At 36.5% G+C, this 14,002-nt stretch carries 19 protein-coding genes; 16 read left to right on the top strand and 3 right to left on the bottom strand.

Annotated elements, in window-relative coordinates:
• Nucleotides 1–84: 84 nt before the first annotated feature.
• Nucleotides 85–432, top strand: a complete 348-nt coding sequence (locus HMPREF0847_RS06820; protein WP_008809665.1) for a hypothetical protein — start codon at nucleotides 85–87, stop codon at nucleotides 430–432.
• Between the two features lie 26 nt (nucleotides 433–458).
• Here the strand turns inward: HMPREF0847_RS06820 and HMPREF0847_RS06815 are convergent, their stop codons facing one another.
• The 3 genes from HMPREF0847_RS06815 to HMPREF0847_RS06805 form a co-directional block, all read right to left on the bottom strand.
• Nucleotides 459–1,310 (bottom strand): ImmA/IrrE family metallo-endopeptidase, encoded by an 852-nt coding sequence (locus HMPREF0847_RS06815; protein ID WP_008809666.1) that lies wholly within the window; start codon nucleotides 1,308–1,310, stop codon nucleotides 459–461.
• Between the two features lie 6 nt (nucleotides 1,311–1,316).
• The gene (locus HMPREF0847_RS06810; RefSeq protein WP_008809667.1) at nucleotides 1,317–1,679 is read right to left on the bottom strand and encodes a helix-turn-helix domain-containing protein; all 363 of its coding nucleotides are present in this window, start codon (nucleotides 1,677–1,679) and stop codon (nucleotides 1,317–1,319) included.
• A 771-nt stretch (nucleotides 1,680–2,450) separates the two neighbouring features.
• Nucleotides 2,451–3,185, bottom strand: a complete 735-nt coding sequence (locus HMPREF0847_RS06805; RefSeq protein ID WP_008809668.1) for a hypothetical protein — start codon at nucleotides 3,183–3,185, stop codon at nucleotides 2,451–2,453.
• A 158-nt stretch (nucleotides 3,186–3,343) separates the two neighbouring features.
• Between HMPREF0847_RS06805 and HMPREF0847_RS06800 the strand changes: the two genes are divergently transcribed.
• The 15 genes from HMPREF0847_RS06800 (at nucleotide 3,344) to HMPREF0847_RS06730 (ending at nucleotide 13,998) form a co-directional block, all read left to right on the top strand.
• Complete coding sequence (locus HMPREF0847_RS06800; protein ID WP_020992747.1) at nucleotides 3,344–3,616, top strand: type II toxin-antitoxin system RelB/DinJ family antitoxin; 273 nt, start codon at nucleotides 3,344–3,346, stop codon at nucleotides 3,614–3,616.
• A complete protein-coding gene (locus tag HMPREF0847_RS06795; protein WP_008809670.1) occupies nucleotides 3,617–3,895 on the top strand; it encodes a type II toxin-antitoxin system YafQ family toxin in 279 nt (92 codons plus the stop codon).
• Between the two features lie 84 nt (nucleotides 3,896–3,979).
• Nucleotides 3,980–4,210 (top strand): hypothetical protein, encoded by a 231-nt coding sequence (locus tag HMPREF0847_RS06790; RefSeq protein WP_020992746.1) that lies wholly within the window; start codon nucleotides 3,980–3,982, stop codon nucleotides 4,208–4,210.
• A gap of 4 nt (nucleotides 4,211–4,214) precedes the next feature.
• Complete coding sequence (locus HMPREF0847_RS06785; protein ID WP_008809671.1) at nucleotides 4,215–4,442, top strand: hypothetical protein; 228 nt, start codon at nucleotides 4,215–4,217, stop codon at nucleotides 4,440–4,442.
• A 121-nt stretch (nucleotides 4,443–4,563) separates the two neighbouring features.
• Nucleotides 4,564–4,878: a hypothetical protein gene (locus HMPREF0847_RS06780; protein ID WP_008809672.1), complete on the top strand. Its 315-nt coding sequence runs from the start codon at nucleotides 4,564–4,566 to the stop codon at nucleotides 4,876–4,878.
• Between the two features lie 35 nt (nucleotides 4,879–4,913).
• Nucleotides 4,914–5,324 carry a DUF961 family protein gene (locus HMPREF0847_RS06775; protein WP_008809673.1) on the top strand — a complete coding sequence of 137 codons (411 nt, stop codon included), beginning with the start codon at nucleotides 4,914–4,916 and terminating at the stop codon, nucleotides 5,322–5,324.
• Nucleotides 5,325–5,330: 6 nt separating this feature from the next.
• Nucleotides 5,331–6,971, top strand: coding sequence for an FtsK/SpoIIIE domain-containing protein (locus tag HMPREF0847_RS06770; RefSeq protein ID WP_008809674.1), 1,641 nt, complete (start codon nucleotides 5,331–5,333; stop codon nucleotides 6,969–6,971).
• A 211-nt stretch (nucleotides 6,972–7,182) separates the two neighbouring features.
• On the top strand, nucleotides 7,183–8,415 hold the full coding sequence (locus tag HMPREF0847_RS06765; protein ID WP_008809675.1) for a replication initiation factor domain-containing protein: 1,233 nt from the start codon (nucleotides 7,183–7,185) through the stop codon (nucleotides 8,413–8,415).
• The gene (locus tag HMPREF0847_RS06760; RefSeq protein ID WP_008809676.1) at nucleotides 8,393–8,779 is read left to right on the top strand and encodes a hypothetical protein; all 387 of its coding nucleotides are present in this window, start codon (nucleotides 8,393–8,395) and stop codon (nucleotides 8,777–8,779) included. The genes HMPREF0847_RS06765 and HMPREF0847_RS06760 overlap by 23 nt, the downstream gene beginning before the upstream one ends.
• Before the next feature lie 9 nt (nucleotides 8,780–8,788).
• Complete coding sequence (locus HMPREF0847_RS06755; RefSeq protein ID WP_008809677.1) at nucleotides 8,789–9,241, top strand: LPD11 domain-containing protein; 453 nt, start codon at nucleotides 8,789–8,791, stop codon at nucleotides 9,239–9,241.
• Nucleotides 9,242–9,247: 6 nt separating this feature from the next.
• Nucleotides 9,248–9,799: a hypothetical protein gene (locus HMPREF0847_RS06750; RefSeq protein WP_008809678.1), complete on the top strand. Its 552-nt coding sequence runs from the start codon at nucleotides 9,248–9,250 to the stop codon at nucleotides 9,797–9,799.
• A gap of 9 nt (nucleotides 9,800–9,808) precedes the next feature.
• Entirely contained in the window at nucleotides 9,809–10,801 is a 993-nt protein-coding gene (locus HMPREF0847_RS06745; RefSeq protein ID WP_008809679.1) for a conjugal transfer protein, read from the top strand.
• Between the two features lie 17 nt (nucleotides 10,802–10,818).
• Entirely contained in the window at nucleotides 10,819–11,046 is a 228-nt protein-coding gene (locus HMPREF0847_RS06740) for a hypothetical protein (RefSeq protein WP_008809680.1), read from the top strand.
• 1 nt (nucleotide 11,047) lies between these two features.
• Nucleotides 11,048–11,464, top strand: a complete 417-nt coding sequence (locus tag HMPREF0847_RS06735) for a conjugal transfer protein (RefSeq protein WP_008809681.1) — start codon at nucleotides 11,048–11,050, stop codon at nucleotides 11,462–11,464.
• 11 nt (nucleotides 11,465–11,475) lie between these two features.
• On the top strand, nucleotides 11,476–13,998 hold the full coding sequence (locus HMPREF0847_RS06730; protein ID WP_008809682.1) for an ATP-binding protein: 2,523 nt from the start codon (nucleotides 11,476–11,478) through the stop codon (nucleotides 13,996–13,998).
• The last annotated feature ends 4 nt before the right edge of the window (nucleotides 13,999–14,002 follow it).

The raw sequence follows: 14,002 nt of genomic DNA, 5'->3' as shown, positions 1-14,002 counted from the left end.
TATGTTTTACTAATAATTTTCGCAAATGTAGAATATGTTTGTAACATTCTTCTAGTATAATATTACGAAAGGAGGTTTCTCACAATGAAAAAACTATTTACTTTGTTGTTTTTAGGTATGGCTGCTCTATTTTTGATTTCTTGCTCCAAACAAGATAGTTTAAATGGAGAGTATTATTGGATTGATGATGTTCGCAATGACCTAGTTCTAACCATTGACAATAACAAGGGAACTGTTAATAGCGATGGTGGATATAGCATTACTTTAGATACGGATAAGAAAAATTATAAAACATCATCGGGAACAACCAATGATTATACTTATAAAGATGGTATATTTACAGCTAATCTAACAGGTGTTAAACGAGATTATTATAAAAAAGGTAGTGAGGCCTATAAAAAAGCTCTGAAGAAATATGGATATGATAAATAAAAATGACTTAGAAAATTTTCTCTAAGTCATTTTTTTGTTATTAAAAGGAGCTTTGCATGTCGTTTAGCTTCTGCTTCTGTCATTTGCTTTGGATTCCAAGCATAGCTAATTGACTTCCCTTTCTCATATATTCCCCAAACTTTGAATTTGGGATAGCATTGTTTTACCAAAGAAATCAATTGATTATCTGCTAATTCTGGTAAGTCAATGTCTGAAATAAAATTTGACTGATTCATTAAATATTTAAATTTTTCTACTGCACTAGGTTCAAATCCATTGTAATCAGAGATGATATAGTCTTTCACTTGATTGAAATAACCGATAATATGTTTATTTTTTCTAGTTAAATAATCTTCTACAATTTGTCTTGCAGATAATCTATTGATGTCTAATTCAAAATTTAAGAAGTCCGTCAAACGAGTTTTAAGAGCTTGTCCAGAAACTTGTAATGCTGTTTCTACCTCTTGAAAAGCCATTTGCTGATAAAAAATCTTAGTTAGAAGCACAATATCAGGCATTAAGAGAAAAGCTGAGTAAAAATTGGCTTCTCTTTCTTGTAAAGAATCATCATGAAAATCAGTGAATACTCGCCCACTGTGATTTAATAAGATGTGTCCTAATTCATGACATTTTGTGAAATTTTGACGATTGATAGAATCGCTATCTTGATAGGAAATCGTTAAAACATCATCATTGATATTAAAACCTGCTATATCTATTCGGATATGGTGAGGAATAACCAGTATATTTTTCTTGTTGACTTCATAATTGAAGTAATCCTGAAAGGTATAATAAAGAGGATGTACTTTATTTAATTTCATGAATGGATAAAGTGTTTGTTTGACACGATTCCAAACATTAAAGTAAATTCTTTGCACGAAACATCAGTCTTTCTTTTCTTTATTCATAGCCTTAATGGCTTTTTCTCTCTCTAACAGAAATTCTCTCAAATCTTCTTCTAGTATTTTTTTCTCTTCATCAGATAAATTTTTAGAAGTTTTCCGATACAGAACTTCAAACGTTGATAAGTCAATTTCATCTGAATTTTTGTAGTCAGATTTACCTAAAAGATAATCTGTCGAAACATTATAAAACTGCGCAAACTTTTCTAATGTTTCTGAAGATGGTTTTCTTCGTCCATTTTCCCATTGGGCATATGAAGGTTGCGATATATTTAAACTTTTAGCTATATCGTTTTGTGTCAGATTGGCTTCTAAACGCAGAGCTTTTAAGCGTTCAGGGAACATTTTTGTACCTCTTTAAAGAAATTTCTTTTTTTACAAAAAACTCTTGACAATATAGTCACAAGACTATATAATATAAATATAGTCAGTTGACTATATAATAATTTTGCTAGACTTGACCTAAAAGTGAAATTACCTTCGATAAAGAATAGACAAGGCAATTTAGCAAAATAGTTGAATTTGTCCTTTGAAAATTGAATAAAAAAGTGCGTCAGACAACCTCACGAAAACTTAGTCGACCAACACACAATATTGTTTAGCAACTATTATTGTAACGGTTTTATCGCAAAAAGTCAAGGAGGTTGGAGTAGATAAACACAAAAATCCTTTGGAGTTATCTCACGCACTCGGCTTTTTGCCCCTCTTGACCGAATAACAAAGGGGAACTGCTGGCGCTGGTAGCGTCGGAAATGCTGACAGGTAAGACTAGTTCTGCTGAGGTAAGCATAGGCGGTAAGCTAATCTATAGTGAAGTGAGATGTACATACTACAGAGATTGTACAAGTACAACTATAGAATAGTGACAAAATATGAGTGTGCGACGATATGAGCACACCCTAAACAGGGATTTCCTGTTTAGAAGAATAGAAAAAGGTGAATAACTGTATGCGAGCTAATGTTAGTTCGCTTTTTTGTTTATAGAAAGTGAGGTATATGTTGAAAAAGATAGTTTTTTATAAACCTAAAGTAGATAAAGAAAATTGTCAAAAACCTTATACCAATCCCCACATTCTGGTCATGGGTAAAGTTGGTCAAGGGAAAGGATTTATTAGTTCAAATCCAAATCTTTAGGTCAGGCATTACATCTAAAAAGTTAAATTCAAAATTTGTTAGATAAGAGCGTGATAAAAGTTCTTTGTCTTTCATTTGATGTTGCTTTTTACAATGAGATAGGTAGTAGAGTTCATTTTGAAAGATGAAGAATAATTTGTCGAATTCACTTCTAAAAATATTATCATTTAGCATGTATCTTGGGTCAAAAATTAGGGCCTCAATTGTTTTATCATGATTTTTAATAGCTTGTGATACTCGATGATTCCCGTCAATAAGAAGAAAACCAAATGTTCTGGCATTGTAAAAATGGGTTAATAAAATAGGTAGGACTTTAAGACTTCTATTATCTGTTTGTGAAATAGGTGTCCAAGTAACAAATTCCCTAGATTTTTCAAAATAAGTTAATGGGATTTCTATGGCATTTTGCTTATTTTGTTCAGCTAGTTTGACAAGAGGTGCAATAGTAAAATTAAGAATTACTGTATTCTTACCAAAATGAGTAACTTGTTGAAAGGATTCTTCTGTCATAACAATATCTAGAATATCTTTTAATTTCTTAGGATTCTTGAAGATTTTACGAATTTTGGAATCAGCACTTTTTAATACTGTTTTCCATTTATTAAGGTGATTTTTTTGAAGATTTCGATTATCAAATATTGGAAATGTTTCAAAGTGCTTCATTAAATCAATGTAGTCAATATCATAAGGTAGCATGGTTGAAAAATCAATAGGCATAGAAAACCTCCTGAATTTTTATTTTATTATATCACTTTTTCTACTCTTTTAAACAGATGATTCCTGCTTAAAAGAGTAGAAAACATCCAAAACAAATACAAACGATTGACAATGTAAACTAAACGTATTACAATAAATAATGAAAGGTGGTGACGCTGATGGCAACTGTACCAACTCAAATTCGGATTGATGAGACCGTAAAAGCGCAAGCAACTTCATTATTTAATGATTTGGGCATGGATATGTCCAGCGCAGTCAACATTTTTCTTCGCCAATGTGTCTTACGTGGAGGGATTCCTTTTGCGGTGGAAGTACCAAACTACAATGCAAAAACACTCGAAGCTATTGCTGAAGCGAAACGGATTTCTCGTGATAGTTCTGTAGCCTCCTATGACAATATGGAAGATTTAAAGAAAGCTCTGGAAGCCTAAATGTATCAAGTCAAGTTTACCTCTGCTTTCAAAAAGAGCTATAAACGAATAAAAAAACGAGGCTTAGATATAGCCCTGCTAGATGAAGTCATTGAAAAACTTCGCCTAGGGCAGACACTCGAAGAAAAATACCGTGACCATGAATTGAAGGGGAACTTCGTCGGCTTTAGGGAATGCCATATCAAACCCGATTGGCTCTTGATTTATCTGATTGAAGACGATATTCTAACCCTTACTTTAGCCGATACAGGCAGTCATGCAGATTTGTTTAAGATGTAAAGACAGTTCTTTGTGAGCTGTCTTTTTTGTTTTCTACTCTTTTAAGCTGATGAAACAGTTAAAATCTTAAAAAGGAGGACTGATATGAACTATTATGAACGAAGTTTTCAACGAATCTATGAAAGCTTCGTTTTTTCTTTAAAAATATATCCTGATGAATACCACCAAAAACTCTTACTTTATCAGATTTTAGAAAGGATAGATACCTTATTTGAACATTACCGAAAGCTAGAATTGCCACTTTATCCCCTAGTACAATGGAAAAATCACTACAAATTTAAAGTACAACACTATTACATGATGAATGGAGGTTAAATAGATGAGTTACTTTGAAGAACGGTTTCAACAGATTTATGAAAAATTTCTTTTCTCTCTTAAAATTTATAGTTATGATTCTTCACGTCGTGAAGCCTGCTACCAAGACTGCCTAGGTGAAATGGACAGTCTTTTTTTGCGCCATGATACCCATGACCGATTTGCTAAAAAGCTTCTGGACTGTAAGAATGCTTTTCAATGCAAAGTCAAAAAAGCCTATCTAGGAATATGAGGAGATAGAAATGACTAGAGTAAGAGCACCAAATCACTAAAACTTGAACCAATTATTACTTAAAATTGACCTAGACAAGTCATGAAAAGGTCTGAAAAATAAATGAATGAGGTAAAAATCAATGGAAATTACAAAAGTTTATGTTGACCAAAATACTGTCCTTGGAAACGAGGTCTTTGTATCAGGTATGGAAGAAATTCGTGCCAATGACTATAACCCTGTCTCTTATCGTGTCTTTGAAATTTCAAGCCGTAAAGAGCCATCCGCTTTCTTGATTGTAGAAGGCTTTAAAATGTCAGATGTCCCTGAAGGTCGTCAAAAAATTGTCTTCCCTCGTGGGATTGCAATTGAACGCCGCAACTTCCGCTTTGGAGGAAAACGAAAACGTGAAAATGTCTTTGTAGCTGAAGAAATGCGGATTATTAAAACAAAATAAAAACCTAGAAAATAGCTAAATAAAGGAGAATAAATATGACTGTAAAATATGCGACTGATGTAATTGAAACATTTGATACTGAAAAAACACTAGGAACACTGAACTTTCTAGAAACGATTCTTCACAAAAAATGGGAAGACTATGTGGATGAAGCAACAGGTGAAGAAAAACGTCGGGAAACAGACCTTGTGGAAGAAGTGGACGTCAAGCTCTATTCTTCTGCCGTGAATGGGGATATTACAGTGACTGTTCCGCCTGAAGCAAAGGTAGCCCAAATGACCGCTGAAAAGAACTACAATGATGAAGTGGTTCTAGTTGCTCCAACTGCTCGTTTCTGGACAAATACAGAAATCATTAACGGTAATCGTATCGTATCAAGCGGGGTAAAAATCCGTGCCAAAGATGTGTCCCTGCCCAATAAACCTGAAGCTAAAAAGGAAGGGTGATAAGCCATGAAGCTGTTCACCTATCGTGGTGTTCGTGTCAAAAAATATCATGAAAAGATTAGAAGAACAACCTTCTTTATTTTTTTACTGCCATTCCTAATTGGTTTTGGCTTTTTTATTTACACTCATCAGGTTCAGCTTCAACAATCTCCCCTTCCTTATGGAATTGGCTTAGGAGTAAGTCTTTTAATAGTCATACTCCTTCTGCTTCTTCTTCAAGCGATTTGTTACCAGAAGTTACTCTTTTTTAGTCGATTAGATAGCTTGCGAATTATTTCCCACTTTTTGATAGAAAATAACTTAGTGCTGGTCAAGAAAATCAAAACAGAAAAAGGATTTATTGAACGAACAAGCTTGCCTAAAGTGTATCTCAAACGTGACCGCTTTAGTGTCACCGTGACCTTTCAGCTTCAAGGAAGCCGATTTCAAGAACGCTTTATATCCCTTGAAAAATCTCTAGAAATTATGTTTGACGGGGATTTTATGAATAAGCAATTTACCAACGGCTACGTCTCTTATACCATTGCGATTGACCAATTTTCAGGGCGCTTGTCTATCTTTGATGTGAAGATGACAGATAAGGGAATCCGCCTTATGAAAGGTGTCTATTGGGATTTTGATAAACACCCACACTTGCTAATCGGTGGTGGGACTGGTGGAGGTAAAACCATTCTTATTATGGTTTTAGTCTGGATTTTAGCTCAAATTGGTTATGTTGAAATCCTTGACCCCAAACGTTCGGATTTTGTCGGCTTAAAAAATATCCCTGTATTTAAAGGACGTGTTTTCTGGGAGAAAGAAGATATGCTGAATTGCCTCAAAGAAGCGGAGCAGGAGATGGATAGGCGCTTTGATTACATGACAAGTCAGTCTGATTATCAAGCAGGGAAAAAATATTTTGCCTATGGTTTGAAGCCTCGCTTTATCATCATTGATGAACTAGCTGCTTTAGCTGCTAAACTAGAGCGAGACTATGCTTCTGCTAGTGCCTTTATTGAGTATCTAACCGAGTTAATTCTAAAAGGTCGTCAATCAGGGGTTTATATGATTTCTGCTATGCAAAGACCTGACGGGGAATATCTAAAAACCTCTTTGCGTGACCAATTCATGAAGCGAATTTCAGTCGGTCACTTAGAAGACGTTGGCTATAAGATGATGTTCGGGGACGCTAATGCAAATAAACTTTTCAAGAAAATAGATGAGATTGACGGAGAAGAAATTTCTGGTCGTGGCTATATCGCCAACGGCGGAGAAATCGCTAGAGAATTTTATTCTCCTCTTGTACCACTTGATGACGGTTTTTCTTTCTTTGATGAGTTTAAAAAGTTGCCTCCTCTTGAAGACCCTTTGGCAATCAACCAACCTGCTAATCATCTACCTAACACAGTTGAAACGGAAGAAACAGAGGATAAACTACTATCTCTCAATACATTTGCGGAAGACGCTGAAATATCCGTTTCAACGCTACGAAATCTTGTCAAATATATAGAAGAACAGGACTATACATTTACAAGGGCAGAGAATCGCATTATGCTAGATAGGGCGGATATTAGCCTATTGGAGGAACTACTAACGGAAAAGGAACAATCAGGCTTATCTTATAAACAGGTCGTCTTAGAGCATTTTACATCTACCGAGCCAACGTAGGCACGAAGGTCAAGGTCAGGGCGTAGCCCGTCCGACCTGCCCGACCGAGCTGACAAGTTTGGCGCTTTGGGGTGTGCCGTAGGCACGCCCCAAAAGGGCTTAACCACCCGATACTAATAGGGGGGTTAAAACTAACACAAGCCCTAAAAAGACTGTTAGCTTGCCCGTTCCTAGACACCGCTAGAATGAACACAAAAGGAGGTTAAACAGATTGATAAGCAATACGGATTTAAAGCGTATTAGGCTGGAGTTAGGTTTTACCCAGCGGAAAATGGCGGATACTATCGGATATAGCTACTACAATTACCGCAACATCGAGCAGGGACAGCGAAAAATGACAAAGGAATTTGAAAACTCTCTTTTTCACTTCTTAAATCGTCAATCTGAAACAAAACTAGAAAGTACCGTGGACTGGCTCAAAATTCGGTTTAAAACTCTAGATTTTAAAGCGGTCATTATACAGGTTTTGCAGTTAAAGCCCGCTGACTTCTTTCATGAAGAAAAAAGTCTCTACAGTTATTCAAATATGGTAACCTATGGCTCTATCCGTGTTCTTTATTCCGATTCCGAGAAAAAAGCGGAAGCTGGAACGCTCATTGATTTAACAGGGACGGGTTGTAGAGAGCTTGAATTACTACTCCTGCAACAAGGGCGGGATTGGTTTTCTTTCCTTCATGATGTCTTTCTCTTTGCGGAACAAGAACGAAAAGATAGAACCCTAGAAGATTTTCTAGCCTTTCCTCGCTTTGATATTGCTCTTGATGAACTCTATAAAAAAACTGGCAACCTTGATTTGTTTGATATAAAGGCACGTATTTTTGACAATAAAATTATCATGCGAAAACTTCGTACCTTTACTGCTATTGAGGGCTTGAAAAAAGTAGAAAATCGCTTTGTCAATCAAGGCTTAACCCTAAACTTTGGCAGCCGTCAATCTAGTCTCATGATTCGCTTTTATCAAAAAGACTACGAACAGGCGCTCCTAAAAGATGTGTCTGTTGACTATATCCATGAAGCTTATAATTTCAAAAACCGTTATGAAATTGAACTTCATGATACCAAAGCATTTGATATTTTGGAAGAATGGTACACGCTGGAAACGGACTTAACAAAAATCGGAGCTAGAATCTTAAATAACTATTTTGAAGTGAAAGATTGGCAGGGTAACTATGATAGCGAGTGGGATAACCTGCTAGGAACACAAGAAGGGTTTAAATTTGTCACACGTCCCCGTCAAATCGACTATTCAAGGACAAAGCACTGGGTCACTAAGCAAGTTTCCAGTGCTTTAAAACTGCTGAAAATAGTAGATATGGTTTATCAAACAGATGAACTTTCTGAAATCATTTCGGAAGCTTATTTGAGTAACAATCATACCAAACTAGCTGAAGAAATTTGCGAACGAAACGGAGTAGATTTTAATGTCATCATTGGACAGATATAAGCCTATCAATATCCCTGACAAATTCAATCGTCCCATTGAAACTAAGTCTTTTCCAATCGATTATGAGGAACTTCACTTGTCTTTCTATGATGTTGACTTGGTAAAAGATTTGATAGACTTTTGGGGGCTCTTGTATAGAGAACCAAAGAAAGATTCTGAATTGAAATACATTGACTTATTCCGAGATAGAAACTTTCAAGACGAAGACCACCGTAAAAATGCAATTAAAAAGGCGACTAGACAAGAGGCTAGACAGCCTTTTTTTGATGAATTGACCACCAAGCCACTTAAAAAGATGAGTGAAAATGTCAGGTGGGTAGCAGAAATACTCGTACAGACAGGCTATGCACAATTTGTTTTATAAGGAGGAACCATGACACAAGCAACGATTACCATTACCAATACCGTAACGGGACAAAAAGCACAATTCCCACCGCCTTTCAATCCTATGTCTCTATCTAAAATTGGAGTAGATGAAACGTTTGAAAAAGAAGTCTTTGTAGACGGAGTAGATACTTTTGGTTATGGACTGGACGGGTATTTGACATTCTACGAACTAAAAGACTTCCTTCGGAGTTATCAAAATAGACAGAACCCCTTTCATTTTGACTATATGATGTTAGGCAGACTACAAGAAGACTGTAATTATTATTTAGGAAATGGGAATGGGGATGAAAATAGGCTGTGGGCAGATAATGTCGAAGCCCAAATCGCAGAAATGAAAAAAATATGGAAAAAGTTTCCCCAAGGAGAAAAACCTGAATGGCTGACTTGGGAAGAAATTCTCGAATACGAAAAAAAGATGAAACAAAGAAAGTATCTCTAAAGACTTATGCTTATCAAAAAAATGTATGAAGGATTTACTTATCTTCCTAATCGCAACGAAATTTGGAAAGTCTTTGTTAGCTTGATGAAAGAAAAAGACTACTTCTATAGCACTTTTGCTAGAAATATTTCTGATGAGGGAGATAAGCGAACCTATGAATATGCTTATTTTAATCTAAAAGGTGAGGTAGTAGATTTTGATTGTAAAATGAAATCAGACTTAATTCTGCTATTCCACCAATTATTCCAAGAAAATAACAATCAATTTATGGAGGAAATACAAATGGCAACACAAGCAACACTTGAAAAGAAAATCAAAGCAGTTTTAGTTGAGCTGGGAGAGCTAATGAAAGCCCACAAAGACAAGGAAGCATGGACAAAAGCTGGTGAATTAAATGGACTTTTAAAAACAGAAGAAGCCCAAAACTTGACTGCCGGCTTTGTGGAACCTGTCCGCAAAGAGCTTTCAGGTTACTATTATGTCAACGGTGAAATCAATAAACTTCACAAGCAATTATATGCTAAAGCAAATAAATTGATTGAGCTGGCAAATCAGTAAGGAGGAAATATGGATAAACTAAAATCTATTTATCATCAATTAAAAAGCTATCTCGGACAGTTTTCTAAACGCCCTAAAAAGAAAGGAAAACCTAAGCTAGCTACGGTCAATAAGAAAACAGTCAACCTTGCCGTTCTGTCAGGATTGGCTTTTATTTTGTTTGTTGGTTTGCTAGGAGGTATTCGAGCCATGACTTTATCCAGTAAGGTGACAAACCTTGAAAAAACAATCTCATCTAATAAGTCCAGTTCCACTAGTAAAGCTACTACTTCTGAAATAGACAATCGCTTGCAATATTATCTAAATGACTTTGTAGCTTGTTATTTCACTATTCCTAGTGATTCGGACGGTCAAGCTGAACAAGCCAAGAAGCTAAATAGTTTTTATGGTACAGAGCCAGATATTCAAGCACAGGGGCAAGTCAAAAATCCTAGTCAACTTGATTGGTCACGTTTGCTGACGATTCAAGATAATGTTGCGACCTATGAAGTGCATTATAAACAAACCGTTAAAAATGGCGATAAGACGGAAGAACAAGAAGTAATCACCGCTTTTAATATCCCCTATGCCAAAACAGATAAGGGATATTATGTAACGGGCTTGCCTTGGTTTTCTAGCCTTGCGGACGACCAAGCAGACAAGATAAACAAGGATAATCAACTCAAACTCAATCAGTCAGATAATGTTTCAGATAAGACAAAGAAAAAACTAGACAAGTTTCTCCATGTCTTCTTCACTAACTATACTACTGACCAAGACAACTTAGACTTAGTGGCTCACCAGCTAACGGTTGTAAAAGAGACAACCTTTAAAACCTTGGATTTTTCTTATTATACCTCAACAGATAAGCATATCATTGCCTATGTTCAAGCTACTTTTGAAGTAGCAGGCACAACGCATGCTGAAAACTTTACTTTCACTATATCCGAAAAAGGGAAGTCTTATTATGTTGAGAAACTAAGCCACACCATTCCTGCTAATTATGCAGAAACAAAAAAATAAAAAGGAGATTTTAATATATGAGTTCATCAAATTTACAAGCATGGCTACAAGGTGATGGCTTCTGGTTTATTACTTTTGGCGCTATTATTCTTATCATCATAGCATGGAGAAACAGCTCTTGGGGTAAACTCTTTACTACGTTAGTCTTCTATGCCGTGATTGCTTCTCTCACAGGAGGAGGACGACAATTACTTAGCGTCCTTGGTTCGTTCCTCCGTCTCTTTGGTATTGAAACGGGGCTCTGATATGGAAGATGAAAAACTTTATGATTACGCTAGGGGGATAAATGCCCCCTACTGGATTCAAGAGATAAAAACACAAAAAGGGAAACGCATTTGGTATTTTGCAACCCCTATGCAACTTTCCTTTTTTATTGTCTTTATTCTTGTATTCATTTTAATGTTGACTGTTTTTAGCTCCTTTCTTCTTCCCTTAGTTAAATTAACCCATTCTATCTCCCTTTATCTATACTGGTATATTCCTTACAAACTGGCTAGATTCTACACCGAATACGAACCACAAGGCAAGAAAATGCACATTTTCTTAATTGACTATATCCGATACCTGATTGATTTTCGTTTAAATCGCAAGGCTATTTACCATGAAGACAGAGTGAAGACCTATGAGGAGGAAGAAATTGTCTTTGAAAAAACAGATTTATAAAAGGAGGTTATATGACTATCAAACTAGTTTATCCTATTCTCAAAACACATGAAAACTTAGCCCTAAAAACAGATAAATCCGTCATGGGTTTCTATCGTATTCCCAATACCCATATTACGATTACCAATCGGACAAAGAAACAAGATCACAAACTAACCATCGCTCAACTAATTAAGAAACTCGTTAAAAACAAATCCTTTGAAATATCTCTCATCCCCAAAGACTATTTACTAGAAGAAAAGATGAAAGACTTTTCGGACGCCCTCTCTCCTGATAGCCGAAAACTTGGAGAAGAAATGTTAAACTATTCTACCGACAAGCTGACACAGGAAATGGAAATTCCCTATCAGTTTGATTGGTTAGTCGGCGTAAATGTCCTAAAAGACAGTGAGGATACAACGGTTCAAGGAATGGCTTTAGAGCGCTTTTCTGAAGTCTCTGAAATGGTCGCCAACGGTCTGGGCTTTCAATATGATATTTCTGAAAATTGGTATCAAGACTATTTAGTGAATGAAGACGCCATTTATCAACTTCTTTCTTCCTTGCGTGCTCAACGCTTGACCAATGAAGAACTCTTTTATTATCAGCGCATGCAATATCTACGCTATATTCCACACTTGAAGCAGGAGGTAACCGCCAATCGTTCCTTATTGAATGTAACAGATACGGTTATCAAACCAATGGCTGGAGGCTTTATCAAATTAGATAGTCCTTATGGTTCTTCTTTCTTAACCATTCTTCCTATCGCTAAAATACCCATTATTTTTAATGGCTTCCACCTTGGAGAATTTACCCAACGCTTTAATTTTCCTGTAGAATTACGAATTAAAGCCGAGTTTATGGAAAAGAACTCCCTCAAAGGTCGGATGGGGCGTTCCAACATTCGCTATCGAAATATCATGAATGAGGCAGAAAGTACAGATACTGCCCAACAAGATGATATTATCCTCGGGGCTATGTCTCTCAAAGATTTGATGAAAAAGGTAGGCGGAAAAGAAGAAGTCATTGAGTATGGAGCCTATCTGATTGTGACAGCCTCCAGTTTATCCCAACTACGACGCAGACGCCAAGTTGTTCTAAGCTATTTTGAAGATATGCACGTGGAAGTCAGCGAAGCGAGCCATGATACACCTTATCTGTTCCAATCTTTGCTCTATGGTCAACCGCTTGAAAACAAAACCCGAACTTGGACACACTATGTCACACCAAGAGGCTTTGCGGAACTCATGCCTTTTACCAATACTTCATCAGGAAATCACGTTGGCTGGCATATCGGTCGAGTGGATAACTGGATAGGTCGCTGGGAAAGTATCGAAAAAGCGCAGGAATCTTCTAAAAATATGGTGCTCTTTAATGCGACAGTCGGAAACAAAGAGGGGATTGCAGGAAAATTGACCAAGAATCCGCATATCCTCATTACAGGAGCGACTGGGGAAGGGAAATCCTTTCTTGCAGAATTGATTTTTATTCTTACATCCCTTCAAGATGTCAAATGTTTGTATGTCGACCCAAAACGCTCTATTCGTAAACATTTTGAAGAAATTATCCATCAATCAGCATTTCAAGAACAATTCCCACTTCTTGCCCAGCATATCAAGGAGATGAATTTTGTCACCCTAGATAGTAAGGTCAAATCCAATCACGGAGCACTTGACCCAATTGTCATGCTAGATAAAGATGACGCTGTTTCTGTCTCAAAAAATATGCTCAACTATCTTATCTTTTCTAATAAGAATATCAAGGTCACTATGGACCAAATGACGGCGATTAAAGAAGCCATTGATACGATTGTAGAAAGACGCCAAAAAGGTGAGACGGTAGGGCTAAAACACGTCATTGACTTACTCTTAGAAGATGAAGAAAAAGAAATTCGTTCTGTTGGGAAATATCTTCATTCCGTAGTGAAAAATTCTATTTTAGAGCTTGCTTTTTCTTATGGTGATGTGGAAGGTCTCTCTTATGATAAACGGGTAACGGTTTTAGAAGTCGCAGACCTATCTTTACCTGATAATAAGAAGAATCAACAAGAAGTGACCTTAGAAGACAAGGAAATCAATTCTACAGCTCTCATGTTTGCTTTGGGTGCTTTCTGTAGTCGTTTTGGTGAACTGAACCGCAATGAAGACACAATAGAATTCTTCGATGAAGCATGGGTATTGATGAAATCGGCTGAAGGACGAGCAGTTATCCAGTCCATGCGTCGTGTCGGACGTTTTTATAACAATATCCTCTGCCTCATTACCCAATCAGTACATGACGCTGAAGGAGATGACGATACCACTGGCTTTGGAACGCTCTTTGCTTTCAGGGAAGATAATGAACTACCCGATATTTTAGAACATGTCGGGCTGAATGCCAACGAAGAAAACTTGGAGTGGCTCAAAAATATGATTTCTGGGCAATGTCTCTATAAAGATGTGTACGGAAATCTCAATATGATTTCTGTTTATAACATTTTTGAAAGCATTGACCCACTCTTAAAACCAATGAAAGCCACTGTTTCTTCTAATCTTGAAAACAAATATGCAGCATAAGGAG

It is taken from the genome of Streptococcus sp. 2_1_36FAA (assembly GCF_000161955.2).
GTDB classification, from domain to species: Bacteria; Bacillota; Bacilli; order Lactobacillales; family Streptococcaceae; genus Streptococcus; species Streptococcus gordonii.
This window is presented reverse-complemented; position numbering and strand designations above follow the sequence as displayed.